20 protein-coding genes and 1 tRNA gene are annotated in these 23,653 nt (G+C 42.5%); 8 read left to right on the top strand and 13 right to left on the bottom strand.

Annotated elements, in window-relative coordinates:
• Positions 1 to 54 precede the first annotated feature (54 nt).
• The 3 genes from J0656_RS01360 to J0656_RS01350 are packed head-to-tail and all read right to left on the bottom strand — an operon-like array spanning position 55 to position 2,719.
• The gene (locus J0656_RS01360; protein WP_207030954.1) at positions 55 to 822 is read right to left on the bottom strand and encodes an enoyl-CoA hydratase/isomerase family protein; all 768 of its coding nucleotides are present in this window, start codon (positions 820 to 822) and stop codon (positions 55 to 57) included.
• Between the two features lie 49 nt (positions 823 to 871).
• Entirely contained in the window at positions 872 to 2,206 is a 1,335-nt protein-coding gene (locus tag J0656_RS01355) for an MATE family efflux transporter (protein ID WP_207030953.1), read from the bottom strand.
• A 12-nt stretch (positions 2,207 to 2,218) separates the two neighbouring features.
• Positions 2,219 to 2,719 (bottom strand): GNAT family N-acetyltransferase, encoded by a 501-nt coding sequence (locus J0656_RS01350; RefSeq protein WP_207030952.1) that lies wholly within the window; start codon positions 2,717 to 2,719, stop codon positions 2,219 to 2,221.
• Positions 2,720 to 2,772: 53 nt separating this feature from the next.
• Between J0656_RS01350 and J0656_RS01345 the strand changes: the two genes are divergently transcribed.
• Complete coding sequence (locus J0656_RS01345; RefSeq protein WP_207030951.1) at positions 2,773 to 3,570, top strand: universal stress protein; 798 nt, start codon at positions 2,773 to 2,775, stop codon at positions 3,568 to 3,570.
• Between the two features lie 57 nt (positions 3,571 to 3,627).
• Positions 3,628 to 3,704 (top strand) — tRNA-Ala (locus J0656_RS01340).
• A 34-nt stretch (positions 3,705 to 3,738) separates the two neighbouring features.
• Here J0656_RS01340 and J0656_RS01335 read toward each other — a convergent pair.
• Positions 3,739 to 4,542 carry an RluA family pseudouridine synthase gene (locus tag J0656_RS01335; RefSeq protein WP_313790170.1) on the bottom strand — a complete coding sequence of 268 codons (804 nt, stop codon included), beginning with the start codon at positions 4,540 to 4,542 and terminating at the stop codon, positions 3,739 to 3,741.
• Positions 4,543 to 4,631: 89 nt separating this feature from the next.
• Positions 4,632 to 5,561, bottom strand: a complete 930-nt coding sequence (locus J0656_RS01330) for a TolB family protein (protein ID WP_207030950.1) — start codon at positions 5,559 to 5,561, stop codon at positions 4,632 to 4,634.
• Between the two features lie 160 nt (positions 5,562 to 5,721).
• Between J0656_RS01330 and J0656_RS01325 the strand changes: the two genes are divergently transcribed.
• Complete coding sequence (locus J0656_RS01325) at positions 5,722 to 6,432, top strand: SDR family oxidoreductase (protein ID WP_207030949.1); 711 nt, start codon at positions 5,722 to 5,724, stop codon at positions 6,430 to 6,432.
• Here J0656_RS01325 and J0656_RS01320 read toward each other — a convergent pair whose 3' ends face one another.
• The 4 genes from J0656_RS01320 to J0656_RS01305 all read right to left on the bottom strand — a co-directional run bounded on the left by J0656_RS01320 (position 6,433) and on the right by J0656_RS01305 (position 15,043).
• Positions 6,433 to 9,165 (bottom strand): PD-(D/E)XK nuclease family protein, encoded by a 2,733-nt coding sequence (locus J0656_RS01320; protein ID WP_207030947.1) that lies wholly within the window; start codon positions 9,163 to 9,165, stop codon positions 6,433 to 6,435.
• Positions 9,166 to 9,227: 62 nt separating this feature from the next.
• A complete protein-coding gene (locus tag J0656_RS01315; RefSeq protein ID WP_207030945.1) occupies positions 9,228 to 10,586 on the bottom strand; it encodes an OmpA family protein in 1,359 nt (452 codons plus the stop codon).
• A 123-nt stretch (positions 10,587 to 10,709) separates the two neighbouring features.
• A complete protein-coding gene (gene kbl, locus J0656_RS01310; protein ID WP_207030944.1) occupies positions 10,710 to 11,903 on the bottom strand; it encodes a glycine C-acetyltransferase in 1,194 nt (397 codons plus the stop codon).
• A 14-nt stretch (positions 11,904 to 11,917) separates the two neighbouring features.
• Positions 11,918 to 15,043 (bottom strand): UvrD-helicase domain-containing protein, encoded by a 3,126-nt coding sequence (locus J0656_RS01305; protein ID WP_207030941.1) that lies wholly within the window; start codon positions 15,041 to 15,043, stop codon positions 11,918 to 11,920.
• 120 nt (positions 15,044 to 15,163) lie between these two features.
• On the opposite strand from J0656_RS01305, the gene J0656_RS01300 reads away from it, so the two are divergent.
• Complete coding sequence (locus J0656_RS01300) at positions 15,164 to 15,772, top strand: superoxide dismutase (protein ID WP_225605569.1); 609 nt, start codon at positions 15,164 to 15,166, stop codon at positions 15,770 to 15,772.
• 665 nt (positions 15,773 to 16,437) lie between these two features.
• Here J0656_RS01300 and J0656_RS01295 read toward each other — a convergent pair.
• The 4 genes from J0656_RS01295 to purN form a co-directional block, all read right to left on the bottom strand.
• Positions 16,438 to 18,336 (bottom strand): amidophosphoribosyltransferase, encoded by a 1,899-nt coding sequence (locus J0656_RS01295; RefSeq protein ID WP_207030939.1) that lies wholly within the window; start codon positions 18,334 to 18,336, stop codon positions 16,438 to 16,440.
• A gap of 42 nt (positions 18,337 to 18,378) precedes the next feature.
• Positions 18,379 to 19,305, bottom strand: a complete 927-nt coding sequence (locus J0656_RS01290) for a PfkB family carbohydrate kinase (protein WP_207030937.1) — start codon at positions 19,303 to 19,305, stop codon at positions 18,379 to 18,381.
• Between the two features lie 76 nt (positions 19,306 to 19,381).
• Positions 19,382 to 20,017: a ribonuclease H1 domain-containing protein gene (locus tag J0656_RS01285; RefSeq protein ID WP_207030935.1), complete on the bottom strand. Its 636-nt coding sequence runs from the start codon at positions 20,015 to 20,017 to the stop codon at positions 19,382 to 19,384.
• Positions 20,017 to 20,580: a phosphoribosylglycinamide formyltransferase gene (gene purN, locus J0656_RS01280; protein WP_207030933.1), complete on the bottom strand. Its 564-nt coding sequence runs from the start codon at positions 20,578 to 20,580 to the stop codon at positions 20,017 to 20,019. The genes J0656_RS01285 and purN overlap by 1 nt, the downstream gene beginning before the upstream one ends.
• 162 nt (positions 20,581 to 20,742) lie before the next feature.
• Between purN and J0656_RS01275 the strand changes: the two genes are divergently transcribed.
• The 4 genes from J0656_RS01275 (at position 20,743) to J0656_RS01260 (ending at position 23,652) form a co-directional block, all read left to right on the top strand.
• On the top strand, positions 20,743 to 20,976 hold the full coding sequence (locus J0656_RS01275) for an acyl carrier protein (RefSeq protein ID WP_009778413.1): 234 nt from the start codon (positions 20,743 to 20,745) through the stop codon (positions 20,974 to 20,976).
• A 102-nt stretch (positions 20,977 to 21,078) separates the two neighbouring features.
• Positions 21,079 to 22,329 carry a beta-ketoacyl-ACP synthase II gene (fabF, locus tag J0656_RS01270; RefSeq protein ID WP_207030931.1) on the top strand — a complete coding sequence of 417 codons (1,251 nt, stop codon included), beginning with the start codon at positions 21,079 to 21,081 and terminating at the stop codon, positions 22,327 to 22,329.
• A gap of 9 nt (positions 22,330 to 22,338) precedes the next feature.
• Positions 22,339 to 23,076, top strand: coding sequence for a ribonuclease III (gene rnc, locus J0656_RS01265; protein WP_207030929.1), 738 nt, complete (start codon positions 22,339 to 22,341; stop codon positions 23,074 to 23,076).
• Positions 23,077 to 23,181: 105 nt separating this feature from the next.
• A complete protein-coding gene (locus J0656_RS01260) occupies positions 23,182 to 23,652 on the top strand; it encodes an IPExxxVDY family protein (RefSeq protein ID WP_207030928.1) in 471 nt (156 codons plus the stop codon).
• The last annotated feature ends 1 nt before the right edge of the window (position 23,653 follow it).

Genomic DNA, 23,653 nt, shown 5'->3' with positions numbered 1-23,653 from the left:
CCACGACTACAAAAAGGGCCAATATGGGAAAAATCAAATCATTCATAACTGCTTTTATTTTTTAAACTTCTCCAATGCTTTTTTGGTATTTGGCGATAGTGCCAACTTTCCGGATGCTTCAGCACGTTCCAACAATAGGTCGTCCCAATGCTCGGTTCCTTCCCAAAGAACTTTCTTCATTTTTTCCAGAGCTTCGGGGTTATAGGTGGCCAGTTTTTGAACATGGATTTCCAGTTCCCTGTCCATTTCGGCAATGGAATCGTACACTTTTGCGTATAAACCGTTTTCTTTGGCCCAATAGGCATTTTTCCACTCTGTGGGATACAAAGTGAGCTCTGCCAAAGCGGCTTTTCCCATTTTGCGCTCTACGGCCGGGGCAATGACGAACGGGCCTATTCCTATGGATATTTCCGATAATTTGATGGCCGCTTCTACCGTAGCATGCACATAATCGCAGGCCGATGCCAAGCCCACACCGCCACCGACAGTTTTGCCCTGTACCCGTCCAATAATCGGCTTGGGACACTTGCGCATGGCATTGATGATGTTTGCAAAACCACTAAAAAACGCCTTCCCCTCTTCCAGATTGGAAACCGCCACTAATTCATCAAAAGAGGCTCCGGCACAAAATGCCCTTTCTCCCTCGGACTTTAACACGATTACAGAAACGTCATGGTTTTTGCCCACTTTATCAAACTCCTTCGTAAGCCGCACCAAAAGTTCGGAAACAAAGGAATTGCTTGCAGGGTGACCAAATTCTATGGTCGCTACCTTGTTTTCAATTTTGGTGTATAGGCTGCCGTTGATTCTATGGGTGGACATTTATTTTCAGTTATCAGTTGTTGTAAACCTGTATTCCGTGAGCACTAAATTAAGGGTTTTGTACCAAGGGTTGGAATTTTCTCCTAAATTTCCAGACCAGGGAAAATCCACGAATCATCATCCAGACCACAAATGCAATCCAAATGGCATATAGCCCCCAACCTAGATAAATGCCCAGATAGAGGCATGGAATGAACCCCAAGAAGGTGGCTGCCAACAGTACGTTCCTTAAATACTTCATTTCGCCCATTCCCTTGAAAAGCCCATCAAAAACAAAGGCCAACGTATTCATCGGCAAACCGATGATTACAATGTAAAAAATGTTGTAGAAGGTTTCCAGAACCACGGTTTCGTTGGAAAAAATCCGGCCAATGGGCCTGTAAAAAATAAATCCGAACGCCATAAGTCCAAGGCTTACAATAGTGCCATACTTCATTATTTTTTTGGCCAATTCCCAAAGACCGTTATAGTCTTGGGCACCGAGCAGTCTTCCGCCCATACTGTTTCCTGCGGCGGCAAATCCATCAATAAAGAAAGCGGAGAACAACCAAAGGTTGATGGCAATGGTATGTGCCCCTATGAACTGGTCGCCCAAGGTGGTGGCCTCGCGTACGGCAAGCATGAGTGCGGCGTTGAGGGCAAGCGTGCGCACAAAGAGGTTTAGGCTCATAAATACCACACGCTTCATTTCTTTGTTGAGCGGAAAAACAAGTTTCATGCTGATTTCCGTCTTTTTCAACAATAGGACAAGGGCGATAATGGCCATGATAGCTTGCGATATCAAGCTTGCCCAAGCGGCTCCTTCCAAGTAAAGGGCGGGCACCCATCCATCGATACCATAAACAAGGACAAAATCCAGTAAAATGTTGAGGCCTGCACCCAACATGGCAATGACCATGGGGTAAAAAGTATTCTGCAATCCACGAAATATCCCGAAAACGGCAAAGGTGAAAAGTGTAAGCGGAAAGCCCCACACCCTAATGGCATAATAGGATATACAGTACTCTAGAATTTTACCGGATGCGTTGAACAGTGCAAAGATTTCTTCTATGAGAAAAACGGTGGATAAAAGGACCATGATACTGAGCAGAATGTTGAAGAAAATAGCCTGTGCCGGCAAATCTTTTACCTCCGTTAACCGTCCGGCGCCCAAATACTGGGAAATGATGGCGGAAATGGAGCTTCGTGTTTGACCGAGCACCCAAATGAGCATGGACAAAAAGGAACCCACGATTCCCGCTGCTGCCAACGACTCCAACCCGTCAACGGGAATGTTGCCCACGATGGCGGTATCCGTTATGGAGAGAATAGGTTCCGCAATTCCCGAGATAGTGGCGGGAATGGCCAGTTGGTTGATGCTCTTAAAATTTACCTGCGTGCTCAAATCGGGCGCAAGTTACAGCACTAATTCATAACAATGAAAAGGATGCCGGCTTTGTTTGGGGAAATAGATATCACCAAGTTTTTGATACCCTCTTTGTTCGTAAAAACGCTGGTTTCTTTTATTCTGTGAAAAAGTATCCAGCCGCACCGAAGCGAAATTATTTTTCCTGGAATAATTTTCTGCAAAACCCATCATTTCTTGGGCCAAGCCCTTTCCTTGAAGGTCTGGATGAACGGAAAGTCGGTGGATATAGGTGCTGTTACCGTTGGCGGTCAGCCATTGGATGGGTTTGTACTCTTCGTCCATCAATGTGGATATGACGATGGTTCCTTGGATAGTCTTGTTCTCCTCTATGACGAAAAGTTCTTCACGTTCAATATCCTTGATGAAGGCTGCTGCGGAAGGATAATGCTCGTTCCACTGATAAATGCCGTTCTCCTGCATTTTTTTGCCGCAAGCTTGGGTGATGGTCAAGATATCGGGGATTTCGGATATCTTTGCGCGTCTTATCATTGATTCGTTTCAATTTAATTGTAAATTTAAGGTTTAATCGTAATCACCAAACCATGAACAATATACTTGTACCTATTGGAACTTCTCCAGATTCTCATCAAACATTGCAATACGCCGTTGATTTTGCCTCCAATTTTGGGGCTCAAATCTATGTAATGGACGTATTTAATGTAACCACAGCCGTAGGAAGTCTGGCCAATGTGGAAGAAAAGGTAGCCAAAAGCAGTAAGGAACATTTAAAGGAAGTTATTGATCAGGTAGACACGAAAGGGGTCGAAATAAAATTGGCCACTTACAATGGTGACATCATCGATGGATTAAAGAGCATCAATAAAGAACTTGGTATTGACTTGATCATTATAGCTCCAAAAAGTAACGATATACAGGAGGAACTTTACTTGGGGAACACCTCCGGTAGAATAATAAAACAGACTGAAATTCCAACCTTGATCGTGCCCAAAGGAACTGCTTTTAAACCTGCAAAAAAGATATTGACCGCTTTTGGGTCGGGCATTTTGAAGCGAAGCAGTATTTTGAACCCTTTGATCATTATCAAGAACAAGTTTAGATCTGAAGTGAGCTTGTTATTGGTTAAAAGACCGGGATATACCGAGGAAGACCTTAAGGTCAACACCGCTTTGATGGACTTGAGCTCACAATTGACCATTACAGAAAACGGCACCACCTATTTGGGAGTAACGGAGTATTTCCAAAAAGAGCATCCGGACATGTTGTGCGTGTTCCGCAGAAAGCGTGGATTCTTTAAAAAACTATGGGAAAAGAACACAATCCAGAAATCGGAATTCTTTGTAAAGATTCCCGTATTGGTACTCAGCGTTAAAAAAGATTAAGGAAAGGGCGCAATTTTTGATACTTTGGGAAAAAAGTATTTCCTTTGCGCTCTCTTTGGGGGATTAGCTCAGTTGGCTAGAGCGCTTGCCTGGCAGGCAAGAGGCCACCGGTTCGAATCCGGTATTCTCCACCAAAATAGTAAAAGCACCTCGAATGGGGTGCTTTTTTTATCGTGTATCATAACCGAATAACTTCCTAAACTTCTCCGGAAGCTCATCAGTAATGTGGATAATTTTGTTGGTAAAGGGATGCTCAAACTCCAAGGCGTGAGCGTGGAGGTACAAACCCTTCCCTTTTAAAATTAAGCCTTCTAGGCAATATTCTTTATCTCCGAGGATGGGATTCCCCAAACTGTACAAATGTTTCCGCAATTGGTGTCTTCTGCCTGTTTTAGGGTGTAATTTCACCAAATTCAGGGTGCCGAAACGTTCCGAAGGCACAGATTTTATAACTTCAAAATCTGATCGGGACGCTTTCCCGTCTATTTCCGAAGAGATGGTTCCACTTGGCTCCATATCACCAATGGCAACTGCGTAATAGGTTTTGGATATTAGTTTGTCCTCGAACATTTTGTTCAAAACGCGGATGCCACTGTTTGTTTTTCCTACCAAAACAATACCCGTAGTGGCAAAATCCAATCGGTGTATGGGTTGCGGTGTCGTGGCATCGGACATAGGACTGGGCCTCAAGTTTTGCGGCAATGCATTGGCAATGGTCTTGAACTTATTGCCGCTTACTTCGACGCCCGCAGGTTTATGAATCGCAGCCAGATACTTGTCCTCGAACAATACTTTTAGTGGAAAGTTGAACCGCTTTTTCAACATTTTTTCCTTTGGAATGGCAAGCGTTATTTCTTCTCCACCATAAATAAAGGTTGCCGAGGTGGCAATGGCTCCATTAACGGAAACATACTTTTTCTTGAGGGCTTTTTTAAGGGCTGATTTGGTTGGAATGGCTTTAAATATCCCCACGCCATATTCTTGTAGCCGCTGGGGTTCGGGAATATCAGGAACGATATGGTTTTCTATATGGCTATTGATACTTCTATCCTTTATTTACGTCAGTTGATTTTCAATTGGGCCATATAAATTTTGCTCAGCCCATTATTGTTTTCGTAGATGTATTCTTGGAAATCCGACACAGAATCAAACTTCTTGGGGGATAAATTGTTCCGTCGGCTGGTAAAATAGAGTGTTTGGTTGGTCTCGTGGTAGAACGGACAATACTCCATATATTTTGTATTGATGGGAGTTCCAATGTTTTTTGCCTTTTCCCAGCTGCCCTTGTCATTCTTCAGGGAAATATAGAGGTCGCCACTTCCTATACCATCGGCTTCGTTATATCTTGAAAAAAGAATAAAATCCTCATTCTTGGAGACAAAGGCATTGAACTCATATCCGGAACTATTGATGTTTGCATCCAATAATTGCGGGGTCGAATATGAACCATTTTCCCAGCGGGAAATGTAAATATCGTCCTTTCCCAGTCCGTTGGGCGACTCCAAGGTAAAGTACATATTGTTGTTTTTGCTTATTGAAGGATAGAACTCATTAAGGTCAGAATTAACGGGAGCACCGATGTTTTTAGGACTTGACCAATCTTTTTCGGGACCGCTTCGTTCCACATACCAAATATCAAAATCTTTTTTCTGCTTAGAGGAATCATCCAAGGTCCTGTCGGAAACAAAGAACAATCGTTTTCCATCATGGGACAAAAAGGGTTCCAGGTCCATGTACGAAGCAGAAAAGGGCATGAGCTGGGGCCCTGTCCATTCGCCACCCTCTTTTTTGATATATGCGATTTGGGAAATATCCTGTAATGGGCTCTGAATGGTGAAAAATGCCTCGTTACCGTTTTCTGAGATACAGAAATCCCGAACGTTCAGGAATTTGTTCAGAGCACTGTTGAATTGCGTAATCTCGCCTTGATTTTGTGCGATTACTTGGTTTAGACAAAGCACCAGCAAAATCATCAACCTGTTTTTCATCATGGATTATCTATAAATCGTTTCACCAGCGGTAAATGTACCATATTTTACATCACGATTTTGTCCCTTCCTCTTTATCGCATCAAACTTTACCATCCTTTTAATAGCTTTTTTTTGTATTTGCCCTGTGCTTTTTTGAACTTTACTACAAAACAAAATCAACATGAAATTAGAAGGAAAAGTAGCATACATCACAGGAGGAACCAAAGGTATCGGATATGGTATCGCCGAAAGCTTATTGGAGCAGGGCATGAAGGTCGCCATTAGCGGACGCAGCCAAGAAAGCGCCGATGAAGCTGTAAAGAGCTTAAACAAACCAGATAAGGTATTGGGGTTGGCATCTGACGTATCAAAATTGGACGATGAGAAAAAGGCTGTGGCCGCGATTCTTGACAAATGGGGACAATTGGACGTGGTGATGGCCAATGCAGGCGTGGGACATTTTGCCCCAATCGATGAACTGGAAGACGAGAAATGGCACCAGATGATCAATACCAACCTCAATGGGGTGTACCATACACTAAAAGCATCCGTTGATGCCCTGAAAAAATCTGAAGGCTACTACATGACCTTGGCGAGTTTGGCAGGGACCAATTTCTTCGCCACGGCAGCGGGTTACAATGCCACAAAATTTGGGGTGGTCGGATTTACGCAGGCCGCGATGCTGGACTTGAGACAGTACAACATTAAAGTAACCACGATTATGCCCGGTTCGGTGGCAAGCCATTTTAACGACCACGAACCATCGGAAAAAGATGCCTGGAAGATTCAACCGGAGGACATCGGGAAGCTTGTGGTGGATTTGTTGACGATGCACCCACGTACCTTACCGAGTAAAATAGAAGTACGTCCTACACGTCCCGATTTAAAGTAATCAATCAATTTTTTCGGTAAGTGGAACTGAAACATTGCAGATTTCACGTATCAATTGGAACAGATAATTTTCAAAGGTGGCAAGGGTATCCGAATGTATTCGGGTATCCTTGTCCTCTGAAAATGGGAACAATCCTTTGCCCAGATGCTTAAATGAGATAATTCCCGCCTGGACATCGCTTATACGGTATTTTTTGGAATATAGGTAGGCATAACAGAGCAATTGGAACGCCTTGCTTTTATCATAATCGGCAATCAATGTTTCCCAGTCCGTAATTTTTACGTTTTTTGCCTCTACCTTGCCCGTTTTGTAGTCAATAATGCGAACGGTACCGTCAAATTCATCCACACGGTCTAAAGTTCCTTTTATTTTGATGGGAAAATCAAGCCCAGGAACCGAAATAAATTCTTCGTAGCGTTCCTCGAGTGCCAATATTTTGATTTCATGGTGTTTGAGCTGTTCTAGCTCATCGTCCAAAAAGTTGTTCAGATATTTTAAGATGACATTGTACACCAAAAGAAATTTTCCTTTGGAAACATCCACCCCGGAAAGGTTCTTTTCGAAATGATGCAGTACTACCCCTTGCACTTGTGTTTTTAGTTTCTTGATGCTTGCCTCCGTTAATTCCTGATTAATTAGCGGGGTGTAGAGCTGCTCCAAGCTATCGTGAATGATGGTCCCAAAGGTATTGGCCGCAATATTTTCCTCTACTTCTTCCAAATCATTGATCTTAAGAATATTTCTGGTATAAAAATCAATAGGGTTTCTGATGTAATTGGTCAATGAGGTAGGGGAAAAGCCATTTTGGGCAAATGCCTTCAAGTCCTCCATAAACTTGTCATCCTTTTCGATTTGTATCAGTGGTTTCGGATCAATGGAAATTTTTGGGGTTGCAATGGTATGCGTAATGTGGTTTTTTAGATTTTTATCCGTCAGTAATTGGGTTATCAGTCGGCTTTTTTCTCCACCTTCAAGCACATCAGGTTCTGTGTTGTAGGTGATGTATATGTTCTTCGCGCGTTGAATCAATCGGTAAAAGTGGTACACATAAATGGCATCCTTTTCTTTGTAGGTGGGAAGTCCGTAATCCTGTTTTACATCAAAGGGAATAAAGGAATTGTTCGATTTTCCCGAAGGAAGGATGCCCTCGTTCACGGAAGTAATGATGACCGTTTCAAAATCTAGGTTTCGGCTCTCCAACATTCCCATAATTTGAAAGCCCGTCAACGGTTGTCCGATAAAATCCAAGGTTTCCATGCTGGCCAATTGTTTGAACAGGTTTTTGATGGATTTGAGCTCTCCCATAAAATCCACCTTGTCCAAATATTGTCCCAATTGGTTGAAAAGCGCATAGAAGCGATACAGATATTCCAGCTCCAGTGCATTTTTTTCTTGTTGGTAGATATTCTTCAAACGATCTATGAGCATCAGACAGTTGTTTATCCAACGCATTGGCGATAGTGTTTCCTCCGGAAAAATGATAGCTAACAACTCCTTTGCCTTCGGATATTTTTCGAGTGTTTCCGTGTTGATGTAGAGTAGGTTGTTCTCTTTGATGTCCTTGGACAATCGTTGCGCGAAGTTCCCTTGCTTTTCCGAGGACAGTGTTAAAGTGTAGGGATTGGAGATGAGTTCCAAGACACGTTTAAAGAACCATCCCCGTTCAGAAACGTTGAGGTGTAGCTCTAAAAAATTTACAAAAAAGGAATAGAGCACAGTTTTGTTCAATGGCATCCCCATGGTTATGTTGACTTCTGGGATGCTGCTAGGTACTGCATTGAGCATTGGGTTGAGTAAAGTTTCATCCGCCAATACCAAGGCCGTTCTGGAGAGATTAATGGATTCTTTGTTTCCGATTTCCTGTAGCAGTTGACCGACATACTTTGTTTGTGAGATGCTTTTGGGAACACCAGTGATTCTTATGTTTTTATCTTGAAGAAAATTGTTCTGTGGCTCTATTTTATGGCCGTGCCTGTAATATGGCCAATTGTATTGGTAATCCCTGACAAACAAGCCGGCATCGTGAATGGGGTCGTTCAAAAAATAGGAATCGATATCCCAATAAATATGTGAGTTGCCTTGTTCCAGATAATACTGAATAATGGTCGACTCAGCTGCATTCAAGGCATTAAAACCTACAAATACAATGGGATTTTTGCGAGTTTCTTTAGAATGGGCATGTTGAATCGCCTTAACGGCTTCTCGTTGAATCAATCCTTGGTAGCCTTTTTTTTGTTCAAGCAGGGCTTCATAAAAATTGTTGTAGATGGTTTCAAGATTCTTCCAGAGCTGTAAATAATTCTCGACCAGTTCTGTTTTCTCTTTACGGGCAGACCAATGGTTGATTTCTTTGATGGCGGAGAGATAATTCAGAATATCCGAGGCAGGAATAAGATAGCCATCGATTTCGTTAAAGTCCTGTAATAAGGTTTGTCCCCAATTGATGAAAGAGGCAAAGTCATCCGATTCGTCAATTTGAGATTGTTTGTATACCCTAAAAAGAAGGAGCAACAAATCAATATTTGATGCCTGGTTTAAATCGGAGAGGTTTCCTATAAACTCCTGAATGGATAATACCTGCGGACTGAATATATTCTTCTCCAGTCTTTTGGAGATATGTTTTTTTAAGAAGGTTCCCGACCTTTTACTGGGGAGTACATAAATACAATTGGTTATATCCAACTGTTTATTGTAGAGGTCATCCAGTACATATTCGAGGAAAGTATGATGCATGGATTAAAAATAAAAAAGGCCCCGCATTTGCGGAGCCTTTTTCTAGAAAACTTTGTTTCTAATTATTTTACCAAGTTGATTTCAACTCGTCTGTTTTGTGCTCTACCAGCTCTTGTATTGTTAGTAGCGATTGGTTTTTCTTCACCGTAACCAATTGCACTCAATCTGGAAGAATCGATTCCTTTGTCGATCAAGAAATCTCTAACAGAGTTAGCTCTTTCTTCAGAAAGTTTCTGGTTCAATTTGTCGCTACCTACACTATCAGTGTGACCTTCAACTGTAAATTTAGCAGTTGGGTATTCGTTCAAGATTTGGATAATGTCAACCATTACAGAAGTAGATTCTGCTTTGATAGAAGATTTACCAGTATCGAACAAGATAGTTCTAGCGTAGTCGTTCAATTGTTTTTGAACTTCTTCAGTTACTTCTGGACATCCTTTGTTAGCTACTGTACCAGCAACTTCTGGACATTGGTCGTCTTTGTCAAGAACACCATCGCCATCAGTATCAGGCCAAGGGCATCCGTTGTTTGCAGCAGGACCAGCTTCGTTAGGACACTCGTCATCTTTATCGGCAACACCGTCACCGTCAGCATCAGGACAACCAGCTAGAGCAGGAAGACCAGCTTCGTTAGGACAAGCATCATCTTTATCGGCAACACCGTCACCATCAGAATCAGGACATCCGTTCATTTCTTTAGAACCAGCCTCGTTAGGACAAGCATCTTTAGAATCTTCGATACCGTCACCGTCAGAATCAGGACATCCGTTGAAAGCAGCTAGACCAGCAACTTCTGGACAAGCATCGTCTTTGTCGTAGATACCATCACCGTCTGTATCAGTTCCACCAAATTTGATGCTGATACCAGCCAAGTGTTGGAAATGCTTAACCAAGTAATCTTCGAAAGCGTGCTTGTATTGTGTTTGAAGTGTCAAACCTAGGTTATCAGAAAACCAAAAGTTAACACCAACACCACCATTTACGGTACCTGCACCAATCTCGTCAACCCAAGTATAACCACCACCTACTTCTACGAAAGGATCGATGGTAGTGTTTTTTAGGAAGTTGTACTTAATAGTACCATCTATAGCATAGTGAGATAGATCATCAACTTCAAAATCTCCCAATTTTTCGATTCTGTTCAAGGAACCTCTTGCTCCAACAGAGAAACCATCACCAACATACTTGGAAACGGCTACATAAGAAACGGAAGGCAAAATGTTCCAGTGATCGGATACATTAAAGTACTCATCGAACAATGTTGTACTGGAAAAAGGATTGTTCTCGTCGTTAGTAGGATAAGTGTCTATCGCATTCACCCCAATGCTAACTTGCCAGGGATTATTTTCGTCTTGCGCTTGTATGCTGTTGATCCCTACAAATACAAGAGCAACAACCAATAATTTGCTAAGATGTTTCATGCTCAAAATTTTAAGTTTAAGTGTTTATCAGCAGCAAATGTAAGTTGTTAAGACTTATTAACAAAATCTAAATTTCTTTTTTTTTGACTCATTTGCTGTCAGAATTGTTGCATTTCGTCGAATTTAGATAACCTTTAACGACTTTCCTACCTTAATAAAAGCATTAATTGCATGGTCCAAATGCTCTTTTTCATGGGCTGCGGAGAGCTGTACCCTTATCCTGGCCTTGTCTTTGGGGACAACGGGATAAAAGAAGCCGATTACATAGATGCCCTCTTTTAATAGCATATCGGCCATGTCTTGGGAAAGTTTGGCATCGTACAACATTACCGGAACAATCGCCGAATCGCCGTCAATAATATCGAATCCAGCTTCTTTCATTCCCTTTTTGAAGTATTCCGTGTTGCTTTGGAGCTTATCTCTTAGTGTAGTGTCGGTATCCAACATCTCAAAAACCTTGATGGATGCCCCAACAATGGCGGGAGCCAGGGAATTGGAGAACAGATAGGGCCTGGAGCGCTGGCGCAGCATCTCGATGATTTCTTTTTTGCCCGTGGTATAACCGCCCATGGCACCGCCCAAGGCCTTGCCCAGAGTCCCAGTGATAATGTCGATTCGGTCCAAAACACCTTTTTCTTCCAAGGTACCGCGACCTGTTTCCCCTATAAATCCTGCGGCGTGGCATTCATCTATCATCACCATGGCGTCATATTTTTCCGCTAGGTCACATATCTTGTCCAACGGGGCCAACAAACCGTCCATGGAGAACACCCCATCGGTCACGATGATTTTAAAACGGGCACCATCGGCATTACTTTGTTTCAGCTTTTCTTCCAAATCGGCCATGTCGTTATTGGTGTAGCGGTACCTCATGGCCTTGCACAGGCGTACCCCATCAATAATCGACGCATGGTTCAACGAATCGGAGATAATGGCGTCCTCCGCGGTGAGCAAAGGCTCGAATACGCCTCCATTGGCATCAAAAGCAGCGGCATATAATATGGTATCCTCCGTGCCATAGAAATCGGCGATTTTTTGTTCCAGTTCTTTGTGGATGTCCTGCGTTCCGCAAATAAAGCGTACCGATGACATTCCAAAACCGTGGGTGTCCATCGCGTCCTTGGCGGCTTGGATCACCTCTGGATGGGAGGAAAGTCCCAAATAATTGTTCGCGCAAAAATTGATGACTTCCTCGCCTGTGGAGATTTTTATCACAGCATCTTGCGGAGAGGTAATGATCCGTTCTTTTTTAAATAGGCCAGCTTCTTCGATTTCCTTCAATTCTTTGGCCAAATGTTCTTTTATTTTTCCGTACATATCTTTAATTAGCTTTATACAAAAATAGGGTCTATTTCTTGGTCAATATAAACAATAATGGATTGTTTGATGGTAAAGTCCATATCTCTTAAAATATCGGCGTAGTTGGCAATCTGCTCCTTGTGCTTGGGGGATGGTTTTCCTGTTTTGTAATCAATGATGGTCGCCTCGTTTTCAGAGATAACGATTCTGTCCGGACGAAGCGAAAGCCCATCGGTTGTCAAGATTTCCCTTTCATTAAAAACGTGAAGGTCGTCCAAGAACAAATCTTTCAACTTCGGATGGTTCACAACGGCCATTATTTTTTGTTTGATGTCGCCTGCCGCTTCTTTTGGAAAATGTCCCTCTATCTCCAAGGTTTCCAAAACAGCATCAACATCATTTATTGTTTCAATCTGGCTCAAGGCAAAGTGAATCACATTCCCCATTTCGATGGCCTCCAAGCGCTCATCGTCCCATAAACGGCCCGATTTGGTGGAAATCGTAAAGCCAGTATCATCTTTAGATCGGGTCACGTAACGGATGTGGTTTTCGGTCGATTCCGAAGAAGGTTCCACCATTTCTTTGGCCGGAAATGTTCCTATCGTATAAACGCCACTCTCCTTTTCGGGAATATTGGCCTGCTTCACATACAATTGAAAAAGGTCGGAGTAGGATGAAGCTGCTTCAACGGGGGCGACCTCTTTTTTGCTGGATTCAGTAATGACATAGAGCCCTTTTACGGGACGTGTGAGGGCCACGTAGAGCACGTTCATGGAATCCAATAAGGTTTTTTGTTCTTCGGTCACATATTTTTGATGGGCCACCTCGTTGTACTCCAACATATCCTTATTGTTGTTGATCAAGAACTCTTCCAGTCCCAAAGCGTTATCATCTTTGGTAGCGGGCACCCAGGTCTTTTTCTTCTTCCGTTTGTCGTCCAGAATGGCGTTGGCAAAAGGGAAGATCACAAATGGGAATTCAAGTCCTTTGGCCTTGTGAATCGTCATGATCTTTACGGCATCCACCCCATCTGGCGCGGCAATGGACAGGGATTCTTTTTTTACCTCCCAATAATTAAGGAAAGCGTATACGCTGGGTCCCTCTCTTTTTTCCAAATCGAGCACTTCATCCATCAAAAACGAAATATGTGCCACAGAACCTTGATAAAGCTCAAACTGTACAATGGCGGTTTCCAAAATGCTCAGGACAGGCTCCCCTTTTAATGTAGTAATGTTGAAGTTATACTCGGCCATCAAAAACGCCTCAATATCCTCAAGATTATTGCTGATGAAGGTATGCTTGCCGTTTTCATCAGGGGATAGATACATTAGTATATGGTATGCAGCCTCTCTATCTTTTGCATTTTCAAAAATTCGGAGGATGGATATCAAAAAAATGACCTTCTCATTCTTTGCCAACAACAGTGCATCCGAAGAAATAATGGGGATGTTCCGCTGTGCCAAAAAGTCCGCCAGCAGCATTCCTTTTTTATTGTCGCGCACCAACACACAGATGTCCGAATAAGCATGATTTTCCGAAACAATGTGTTGGATGGACTTGAAGGTTTCTTCGCAATAAACATCATCCTTGTCTTCCATATCCGCATCCAAAAAGGACATTTGAATATATCCTCCAGGTTTGCTGTTTGTTTTTTGATGGGAGTCGTTCAAAAAGAGATTGCGATAATCCTCGTTGCCCAGCACAGGGGCCATTTTGGTGAAAAAGCTGTTGTTGAAGTCCACGATTTCATCATAGCTTCTCCAGTTCGTGTCCAAGGAATATATGCTAGGTTCCACCACGAACGGATGTGATTTTTTATTGATCAAATTGAGGAATTGCTCCGCTCGCCCCCCCCGCCAACGATAAATCGCCTGTTTTACATCGCCTACCAAAAAAAGAGATCCCCGTTCGTGCTTTTCGTCCTCGCTTTCCAAAGCATTGCCGATAAGGGGGACCAAGTTCTCCCATTGCATTTTGGAAGTGTCCTGGAACTCGTCTACAAAATAATGGCGGTATTTTTCGCCCATCCGTTCATAAATGAACGGTACGGGTTGGTTCTTGATTTCCCTGGACAGAATCGCATTTAGGGAGGAAATGGGAATGATGTCCCTATCCAGCTCAATGTTCTTGATCTCCTTGGCAATTTCGTTCAAGACCGTCATGGGCACAATGTTGCCATACATGTTTAGGAGATAACTGTGCCGATACACAAGTCTTTTTATGATGAGGTAACTTTCCAAAAGGGCCACGGCCAATTGGGTAACATCTCTTTTGTCGTTTGTCTTCAGCAATTTTCCCTCGACCAGATTGGGCTCCAAAGTTTTGGCAGCGTACAATTTTTTTGGGTCGAGTTCTCCATCCACCATTTTTTTAAAATGATTGGGCAAGGTTTGTCTGGGGAAATCGGTGAAATCAAACCCATGGTTCTCTATTTCTTGAAGCACAGTTTGGGCCAATTGTTTTACCTTTTCCTCAATGGACTTGCCTTCTGATGCAATCCGTTCTTGGATCTTTTGAAAATCCCCGATGGATTTATCACGTAAAGGATCTATGTGTGCGGAATGGTTTTCTTGGAACAGCAGTTTACCTATTTCGATAAGGTCGTAGGTGATGTTCCAACTTTTGTCATCATCTATTTTTTCGAGGGAAAAGGCAATCAGGACTTCGGTAAGCTTTTCGTCGTTGCCCGCACGTTCCAAAAGTCTTCCCACGGCTTCTTCCAGCAACAGGTCGAGATTGAGTTCTACCTCAAAATTTTGTGATAGGTGTAGATCGCGGGCAAATGTTTTAATGATCTTATGGTTGAACTTGTCAATGGTCGAAATCTCAAAAAAGGAATAGTTGTGGAGAATCCGTTTTAAAATGAGTTGGGACCGTTGCCGCAATTGCTCTTCGGTCAAGGAAAGTTCAACACAAAGGGATTGGAACAGGCTCTCTTGCTTTTCGGGAACCTGATCCTGACCAAAGGCGTAGAGGTTGTCCAAAATTCGGGTCTTCATTTCGTCCACTGCCTTATTGGTAAAGGTAATGGCCAAAATCTGTCTGAACTTTACGGCAGAATTGTTGGAAAGCAGTAATTTGAGATATGCTTTTGCAAGGGAATAGGTTTTGCCCGAACCGGCCGAAGCACTGAATATTTTAAAATTGGAGTCCTCCAAACGACTTTTTCCTGCAAAATAAGGATTACTTGCCTGATGTTAACATGGTTTTAGGGGAATATAAATGTTAAAATCGTATTTTTACATAAAAGAATTAATAACCTAAAAAAACAGAATATTATGGCTTTTGAATTACCAAAATTACCGTATGCATACGATGCATTGGAACCTCATATAGATGCAAGAACGATGGAAATCCATCATACCAAGCACCACAATGGCTACACAACCAAGTTGAACGGAGCTATTGAAGGAACCGATTTGGCAGGAAAAGGAATCGTTGAGATCTTGAAAGGATTGGACATGTCCAACAGTGCCGTTAGAAACAATGGAGGTGGATTTTTCAACCACAGTCTTTTTTGGGAAGTAATGTCGCCTAACGGTGGTGGAAAACCATCAGGTGAGTTGGCTTCTGCAATTGATGCCGCCTTTGGTTCTTTTGACGCTTTTAAAGAGAAATTTTCTTCAGCGGCCGCAACCCAATTTGGATCAGGTTGGGCCTGGTTGTGCGTGCACAAAGGCGGGAAATTGGAAATTTGCTCTACTCCAAACCAAGACAACCCCATTATGCCGGGAGTAGGTTGTGGTGGTTACCCAATTTTGGGATTGGATGTATGGGAACATGCTTACTATCTAAACTACCAAAACTTGAGACCAGATTACATTTCAGCATTTTTTAATGTGATCAATTGGGACAAAGTTTCCGAAAACTATGCAGCTAGCAAATAAGAACTAGTTGATTAATAATTAAAAAAGCCGTGCACTTAGTGCACGGCTTTTTTTGTGTTCAATTTTTTAAAATAGAAAAGGGTGAGGAAGCCCTCACCCTTTTCGTCCCAAATCTTACCATAAACTTAACCTACTTATGCTATGGCGAGACTAAAATACTGGTATTGTGTAAAATAACAAAGGGTTTTAAAAAATATTTTGCTTTTTGGAAGAAAAAGAAAACGTGCAGTTCGTCGATAAAATGGATAAAACCTTGGTAGTCAAACATAAAGAAGCCGGAGCATGCTCCGGCTTCTTTCCCCAAATCTTACCATGAACTTAACCTACTTATGCTATGGTTCTCCAAAAGTAAGCCAAGTGTTGTTTTTGTGCCCAAGCTTTTAGATGAAACTCCCTTTAATCAGTTGAAGTGTTCAACAGGGCCCGATTATTGATAAATGTCAAGAAAACAAAGGGAAACCAGAACGTTTTGGGAAGTGCGGAAAATAAAAAAGGTGGAATAGCTTCCACCTTTTTTGCCCCAAATCTTACCATGAACTTAACCTACTTATGCTATGGCAAGTACTAAAGTAGGTTTGTGGGTTTCTGTTTGTATAAAAACCCGCTATTCTGCTAGTTTCATCGATAAAATGCACGGTAATGTGCTCTTTTATCAGGTTTAAGTCCTAATAGGCTCTTTCCTTTTTACCCTCGAAAAAGTTGACGAACGCCTTGTTTACCACCCTGTTGCCGCCCGGGGTTGGATAGTTTCCAGTGAAATACCAATCCCCAAGGTTTTTTGGGCAGGCACTGTGCAAACCTTCAATAGTTTGATATATGATCTCAACTTCTGCATTGATGCCTTCCGGACTTAAGATTTCGCCAATTTTACGTGAAATCTGTTTAGCACTGAACGGGGCATAAAACTCCTGCACATAGTTCACCGCATTTTTATTGGAAGGATTGGTCTGTGTGAGACACTTTTCATAAATCTCCTTTATTTTATGCGAAGTGCCGTGCTCTTCATGGAGCGCAAGCGCTGCCCTAAACGCTACAAAATCCTCCAATCGGGCCATATCGATCCCGTAACAGTCCGGATATCGAATTTGTGGAGCAGAGGAGACTACAACTATTTTCTGGGGAGATAACCTGTCCAGAATTTTAAGGATACTTCGTTTTAAGGTAGTTCCCCGAACAATACTATCATCTATAATGACGAGATTGTCCGTTGGTTTTACGGAACCGTACGAAATATCATAAACGTGGGTCACCAAATCGTCCCTGCTACTGTCTTGGGTGATAAAAGTTCGCAGTTTGGCATCCTTAATGGCCACTTTTTCAATACGGGGACGAATATTCAATATCTTATGAAGTTCCTCTGCGGTCATCTTGGAGCCCAGAGCCAAAATTTGTTCCTCCTTTTTCTTGTTGAGGTAATTCTGGGCCTCTTTCACCATTCCAAAGAACGATGTCTCCGCCGTGTTGGGGATATAGGAGAAAACGGTGTTCTCCAAATCGTTGTCAATGGACTTCAATATTTCTGGGAACACAAGTTTCCCCAGTTTTTTTCTTTCCTGATAGATTTCCTTGTCACTGCCTCTTGAGAAATAAATGCGCTCAAATGAACAGGCTTTGCGTTCGGTCGGCTCCAAGATTTTCTTTAAGGCCATGGAACCGCTCTTCTTCACGATTACGGCATGTCCGGGGTCCAGTTCGTGTACATCATCAAAATTAACATTGAACACGGTTTGTATCACCGGACGTTCCGATGCCACGACCACCACTTCATCATCTTGGTAGTAATAAGCTGGTCGAATACCGGCAGGGTCACGCATTACAAAGGCATCACCGTGTCCGATAAGTCCGCTCATAGCGTATCCACCGTCCCAGTTTTTTGAAGCTTTTCTCAAAATTTTGGCAACGTTCAAGCGCTCGGCTATCAATGCGGAGGCTTCCCTTTTCGTATATCCTTCTTTTTTGATCTGCTTGTAAAGCTTGGCTACGGCATCATCCAAAAAGTGACCGATTTTTTCCATTACGGTAACCGTGTCGGCCTTTTCCTTGGGATGCTGTCCCAGTTCCACCAAATTGCCGAAGAGTTCATCCACGTTGGTCATGTTGAAGTTTCCGGCGACAATAAGGTTACGGTGCATCCAGTTGTTCTGCCTTAAAAAGGGATGAACGCTCTCGATGCTGTTCTTTCCGAAGGTGCCATAGCGAACATGCCCCATTAAAAGTTCGCCAATATAAGGTATGTTCTTTTTTTGCCAGTCAACATCGTTCTCGCGTTCCGGGTTTTCAGTCAATGCCGTATTGATACGGTTGTTGATCTGGGCAAAAATATCCTGAATGGGTTGCTGTTCTGCCGACCTTACACGGCTCATGTAGCGCTCACCGGGCTGCATGTCCATTTTTATACTTGCAAAACCGGCACCATCTTGTCCTCGGTTGTGCTGCTTCTCCATCATTAGGTACATCTTGTTTACGCCGTAAAAAGCCGTACCGTACTTTTCTTTGTAGTACTCCAGGGGTTTAAGCAAACGGATCAATGATATTCCGCATTCGTGCTTAATGGGATCACTCATAACAATACAAATAAAAAAGCCCCGAAACTTTCAGGGCAAACATTATGTTAATTCTATATTGAACTGCGTCAACTCTCTAAATTGTAACAAGCGGGCCTTGACCTCGCTCTTTTTTAAATCGACCATCCGATCCGTGCCAAATTTTTCCACACAGAACGATGCCAAGTTGGAACCATGGATTATGGCATTTTTCATACTCTCAAAAGAAATGTTTTCCGACTCGGTCAAATACCCGGCAAAGCCACCTGCAAAGGTGTCTCCGGCACCGGTAGGGTCAAAAACCTCCTCCAAGGGCAGTGCAGGGGCAAAGAAAATATTGTCCTTGTGGAACAAAAGCGCACCGTGCTCGCCCTTTTTGATGACCACATATTTGGGGCCCATTTCCTGAATCTTTGCGGCGGCCTTGACCAAGGAATATTCATTGGTCATCTGTCTCGCCTCTTCATCATTAATGGTAATGACGTCGATTTTTGAAATCACCGTCATCAATTCATCCCAAGTGTTGTCCATCCAAAAGTTCATGGTATCCAAAACTATTAGCTTTGGTCGTTTTTCCATCTGATTAATTACACTCAGTTGGATATTAGGATGAAGGTTACCGAGCATTACGATATCGGCATCGGTATAATCCTTGGGAACAACGGGGTTAAAGTCCGCCAATGTATTCAATTCTGTGGCTAAAGTATCCCTGGAATTTAGGTCGTTATGGTACTTTCCTTTCCAAAAGAAGGTTTTGCCTCCTTTCACTACTTCAACACCTGAAAGGTCTATGTTCTTGTTTTTTAAGATATCCATGTAAGATTGTGGAAAATCATCTCCCACTACGGATACAATCGCGGAATCTATTTTAAATTGCGAAGCTGCCAAACCGATAAAGGTGCCGGCGCCCCCCAATATTTTTCCTGTTTTCCCGAACGGTGTTTCAATGGCATCAAAAGCCATGGTTCCCACAATCAGTAATTTGCCCATTCCCTAATTTTTGGTGCAAATATACGGTATGGATGTTCCAATTATCAAATAAAGGCTTCTTTGTTCGTGCAAAGGTTTATTTTCTGCCAAAATCGGCAGGGATTTCGCCCCATGCCTTGGTCTCCCACTTTACGATCGGGGTATTGAAACGGTTCTTTTTTAACCAGTTCTCCGCGCGCTCGATAAGTTCGAACAACTGGGCATTTTTTGCATTCTTCACCAGTTTGGTACCGCATTTTTTCTTCCGTACCCAACCAATGGCGATACGGGAATCGGAATACAAAATACGCTCGCTCTTTTTCTGTTGTAAAAATGCAAGTCCGTGAACAAGTGCAAGAAACTCGCCAACATTGCTGGTTCCCTGCTCGAAGGGACCTTGATGAAAAAGCACCTTTTTGGTTTTGGTGTCCACACCGCGATACTCCATTTTTCCTGGATTTCCACTGGATGCCGCGTCTACGGCAATGGAATTGTAATTGGGATCTCCTATTTTAAGGAGTTCTTCCGGGGAAAGTTCGCTTTTTCCCTTGGATTTTCCCTTATAGTCCTGATAATTCCCATTGTAGGCCTTCTTCGCCTCCTCAAATGTGGCGAACGATTTGTATTGGGCACCTTTATATCCCTCAATCTGGGCTTTGCAATCTTTCCAAGACTCAAAAATTCCAGGGTGTTTGCCCTGCCACACTACATAAAATTTTTTCTTTTTGGCCATCAGGACAATAGTTTTTCTATCACTTTCGGGAAATGTTCATATTCGAGTTGATGCACTTTTTGGGCAATGGAACTTGCATCGTCCGAAGGAACAACACCGGTTTTAGCTTGAAAGATGATGGCTCCCTCATCATAATTTTCGTTTACATAATGTATGGTGATGCCCGTTTCGGATTCCTTGTTTTCTTTTACGGCTTGATGGACCCTGTCCCCGTACATTCCCTTTCCTCCGTATTTGGGCAACAGGGCGGGGTGAATATTGATGATTTTATCCGGAAATGCCTCGATGAGGTTGGAGGGAATCTTCCAAAGAAAGCCGGCAAGTACAATTAAATCTATGTTGAGTCCCTGCAAAAGATGTACAACCGCATCCGAATCCCTAAAGGCGGTCTTATTAAAATAAAATGCAGGTACATTCAACCTTTCGCAGCGGTCAAGAACTGTTGCCGTTTGTTTGTTGGTAAGCACTGCAGCAACGGTTACCTCTGGTTTTTCACGAAAAAATGATATAATATTTTCTGCATTGGACCCACTGCCCGATGCGAAGATTACAATTCGTTTCATTCGTTAGGAATTGATAGGTTTTTGGACTAAATTACGTCGGCTAAAGTAAGGTACACTATTTTAAGATGTTTATTTTGCATCACATTTTATCGACAAATAGTGTATTTAATCCAAAGTTTTATATTTTTGCCAACGATTTAAATTTTTAAAACCACAATAATTATGTCAGACATTGCATCAAGAGTAAAGGCTATCATCGTTGATAAACTAGGTGTAGATGAGAATGAAGTTGTAGCTGAAGCTAGCTTTACCAACGACTTAGGAGCGGATTCCTTGGACACTGTTGAACTTATCATGGAGTTTGAGAAAGAATTTGATATCCAAATACCAGATGACCAAGCAGAGAACATTGCCACTGTTGGTCAGGCCATTAGCTACATCGAAGAAGCTAAGTAATTATATGATATATCGCTAAAGATTATAAATTATCCATGTGGTGGTTATCGCATGGATAATTTTTTTTATAATTTAGGTCTAAAGGGTAAAAAAAATAGTTCAATGCAGTTAAAGCGAGTTGTAGTTACCGGAATGGGAGCGTTAACCCCTATAGGTAACAATTTGGAAGCTTATTGGGAAGGACTACGGACTGGTAAGAGCGGTTCTGCCCCCATTACGTATTTCGATACCGAAAAATTTAAGACAAAGTTTGCTTGTGAGCTTAAAGGATATGATCCAAACGACTTCTTTGATAGAAAAGAGGCAAGAAAGTTGGATAGGTTCGCCCAATATGCCTTGGTCTCTTCCGACGAAGCCATTGCGGACTCGGGAATAGACTTGAACGTTGTTGACAAGTTTAGGGTAGGTGTTGTATGGGGGGCCGGAATAGGTGGTCTGGAAACTTTTCAGAATGAAGTAATAGGATATGCCGAGGGAGATGGTACCCCTCGCTTCAATCCCTTCTTTATTCCTAAAATGATCGCAGATATAGCACCGGGCAATATTTCCATTAAACATGGATTTATGGGACCCAACTATACTACGGTATCTGCTTGTGCATCATCGGCAAATGCCATGATCGATGCACTGAACTATATTAGACTTGGCCACTGCGATGTGATCGTGACCGGAGGTAGTGAAGCCGCCGTTACCATTGCCGGTATGGGTGGATTCAATGCCATGCACGCGTTATCTACCAGAAATGAAAGTCCAGAAACCGCTTCCAGACCATTCGATGCAACCCGCGACGGATTTGTGCTCGGAGAAGGAGGTGGAGCCTTGATTCTTGAAGAATATGAGCACGCGAAAGCTCGTGGAGCTAAAATATATGCCGAGGTTTTAGGAGGAGGATTGTCAAGTGATGCCTATCATATGACCGCCCCTCATCCAGAAGGCATCGGAGTGATAAAAGTGATGGAAAACTGCTTGATGAATGCAGGCCTAAAACCTGAGGACGTTGATGCAATCAATACACACGGGACCTCTACACCACTGGGGGATGTGGCCGAGCTTAAAGCTATTTCCAAGGTGTTCGGAGACCATGCCAAAGACATCAACATCAACTCCACCAAGTCCATGACAGGACACTTGTTGGGCGCGGCCGGAGCTATTGAAGCCATTGCGTCAATTTTGGCAATGGAGCACAATTTAGTGCCCCCGACCATTAATCATAGTGTGGTGGACGAGCAAATAGACCCGTCCCTTAACCTGACCTTGAACAAGGCTCAGGAACGTGAAGTGAAAGTTGCCATGAGCAATACATTTGGCTTTGGCGGACACAATGCTTGCGTACTATTCAAAAAAATAGGGTAGTTTTGTAACATGAAACTTACTTCCAAAATATTCAATTCCCATCCAAGCTCGGATGGGGATTTTTTTTTGGGAATGAAAAGAATACTTGGATTTAAACCCAAGAGTCTGGAAATCTATAAAACAGCGTTCCTGCATCGTTCTATGAACAAAAAGGACAATGAGGGCAATCCGGTGAACTACGAGCGATTGGAATTTCTGGGAGACTCGATGTTAGGGACCATTATTTCAAAACATCTGTACAACGAAGTGCCCGAAGGTGACGAGGGCTATCTTACCAAGATGCGCTCCAAGGTAGTCAGCCGAAAGCACCTGAACGAATTGGGAAAGGACCTCGGTCTACTTAAGTATGTTGAGAGCAGGATTCCCAAGGCACATTTTGGGGATAATATACATGGAAATGTTTTCGAGGCACTAGTTGGGGCCATTTATTTGGATAGAGGGTACAATTACTGCGAAAAATTCATCAACGAGAGGGTAATTGAGCCCTATGTCGATATAGAACAGCTAGAGGGCAAGGTAATAAGCTATAAAAGCTTGGTGATAGAATGGTGCCAAAAAGAAAAGAAACCCTTTAATTACAATGTTTACGAGGACACTGGAAAGGATGAGCTCAAACACTTTGCGGTAAAGCTGACCATAGGAGATAGAATGCTCGCCAAAGCAAGGGCCACATCCAAGAAAAAAGCAGAGGAAAAAGCATCCAAGAGAGCCTATTTTGCACTACAAAGCAGGATAGATAACAAGTAAGTTTAAATAATGGTAAACTCAAACGTTTTCGCTTGATTTATAAGTGTATTGTTTTGTATAGACTAGGCATTCAATTGGATTAAGCCTATATTTACGGTTCGTGTTATGGGCATATTAACGACGCATAAGATATCGGCGGACTTGTACGATGAAAGTTTTTCGCTCATCGCCATTCACAGTAATTTGGAAGATTATGCCATCACCTATGCCATAAATTCCAGTTGTGGACTGTATCTAAAACGGATGAAAAAAGACCTTCAATTAGATGGAAAAATGTCTTTTTCGGTGTTTGATTGGGACGATGAGATGAGCGAGATGTATTGGACGCTGATTTCCAACAAGTGCGAAGTTGAGGAAGAAATGCCTTCAGTGGGGTTATTTGATAACAATGTTTCCCGAAGAACAGACTATTTGGTGAAAGAACGAAAAGAAGTAGATTATTTTTTAAAGGTAGATACGATAGATGAAGCGTTGTTTCTCAAAAAGATCAAATCAATCAACACAATAGCCAAAGTGATAACAGCATATCCTTTGGATGCACAGAATTTAAAATCAAAAAGAAATTTAATCTTTTAAA

The sequence above is a fragment of the Flagellimonas aurea genome, from assembly GCF_017313785.1.
Lineage (GTDB): Bacteria > Bacteroidota > Bacteroidia > Flavobacteriales > Flavobacteriaceae > Flagellimonas > Flagellimonas aurea.
This window is presented reverse-complemented; position numbering and strand designations above follow the sequence as displayed.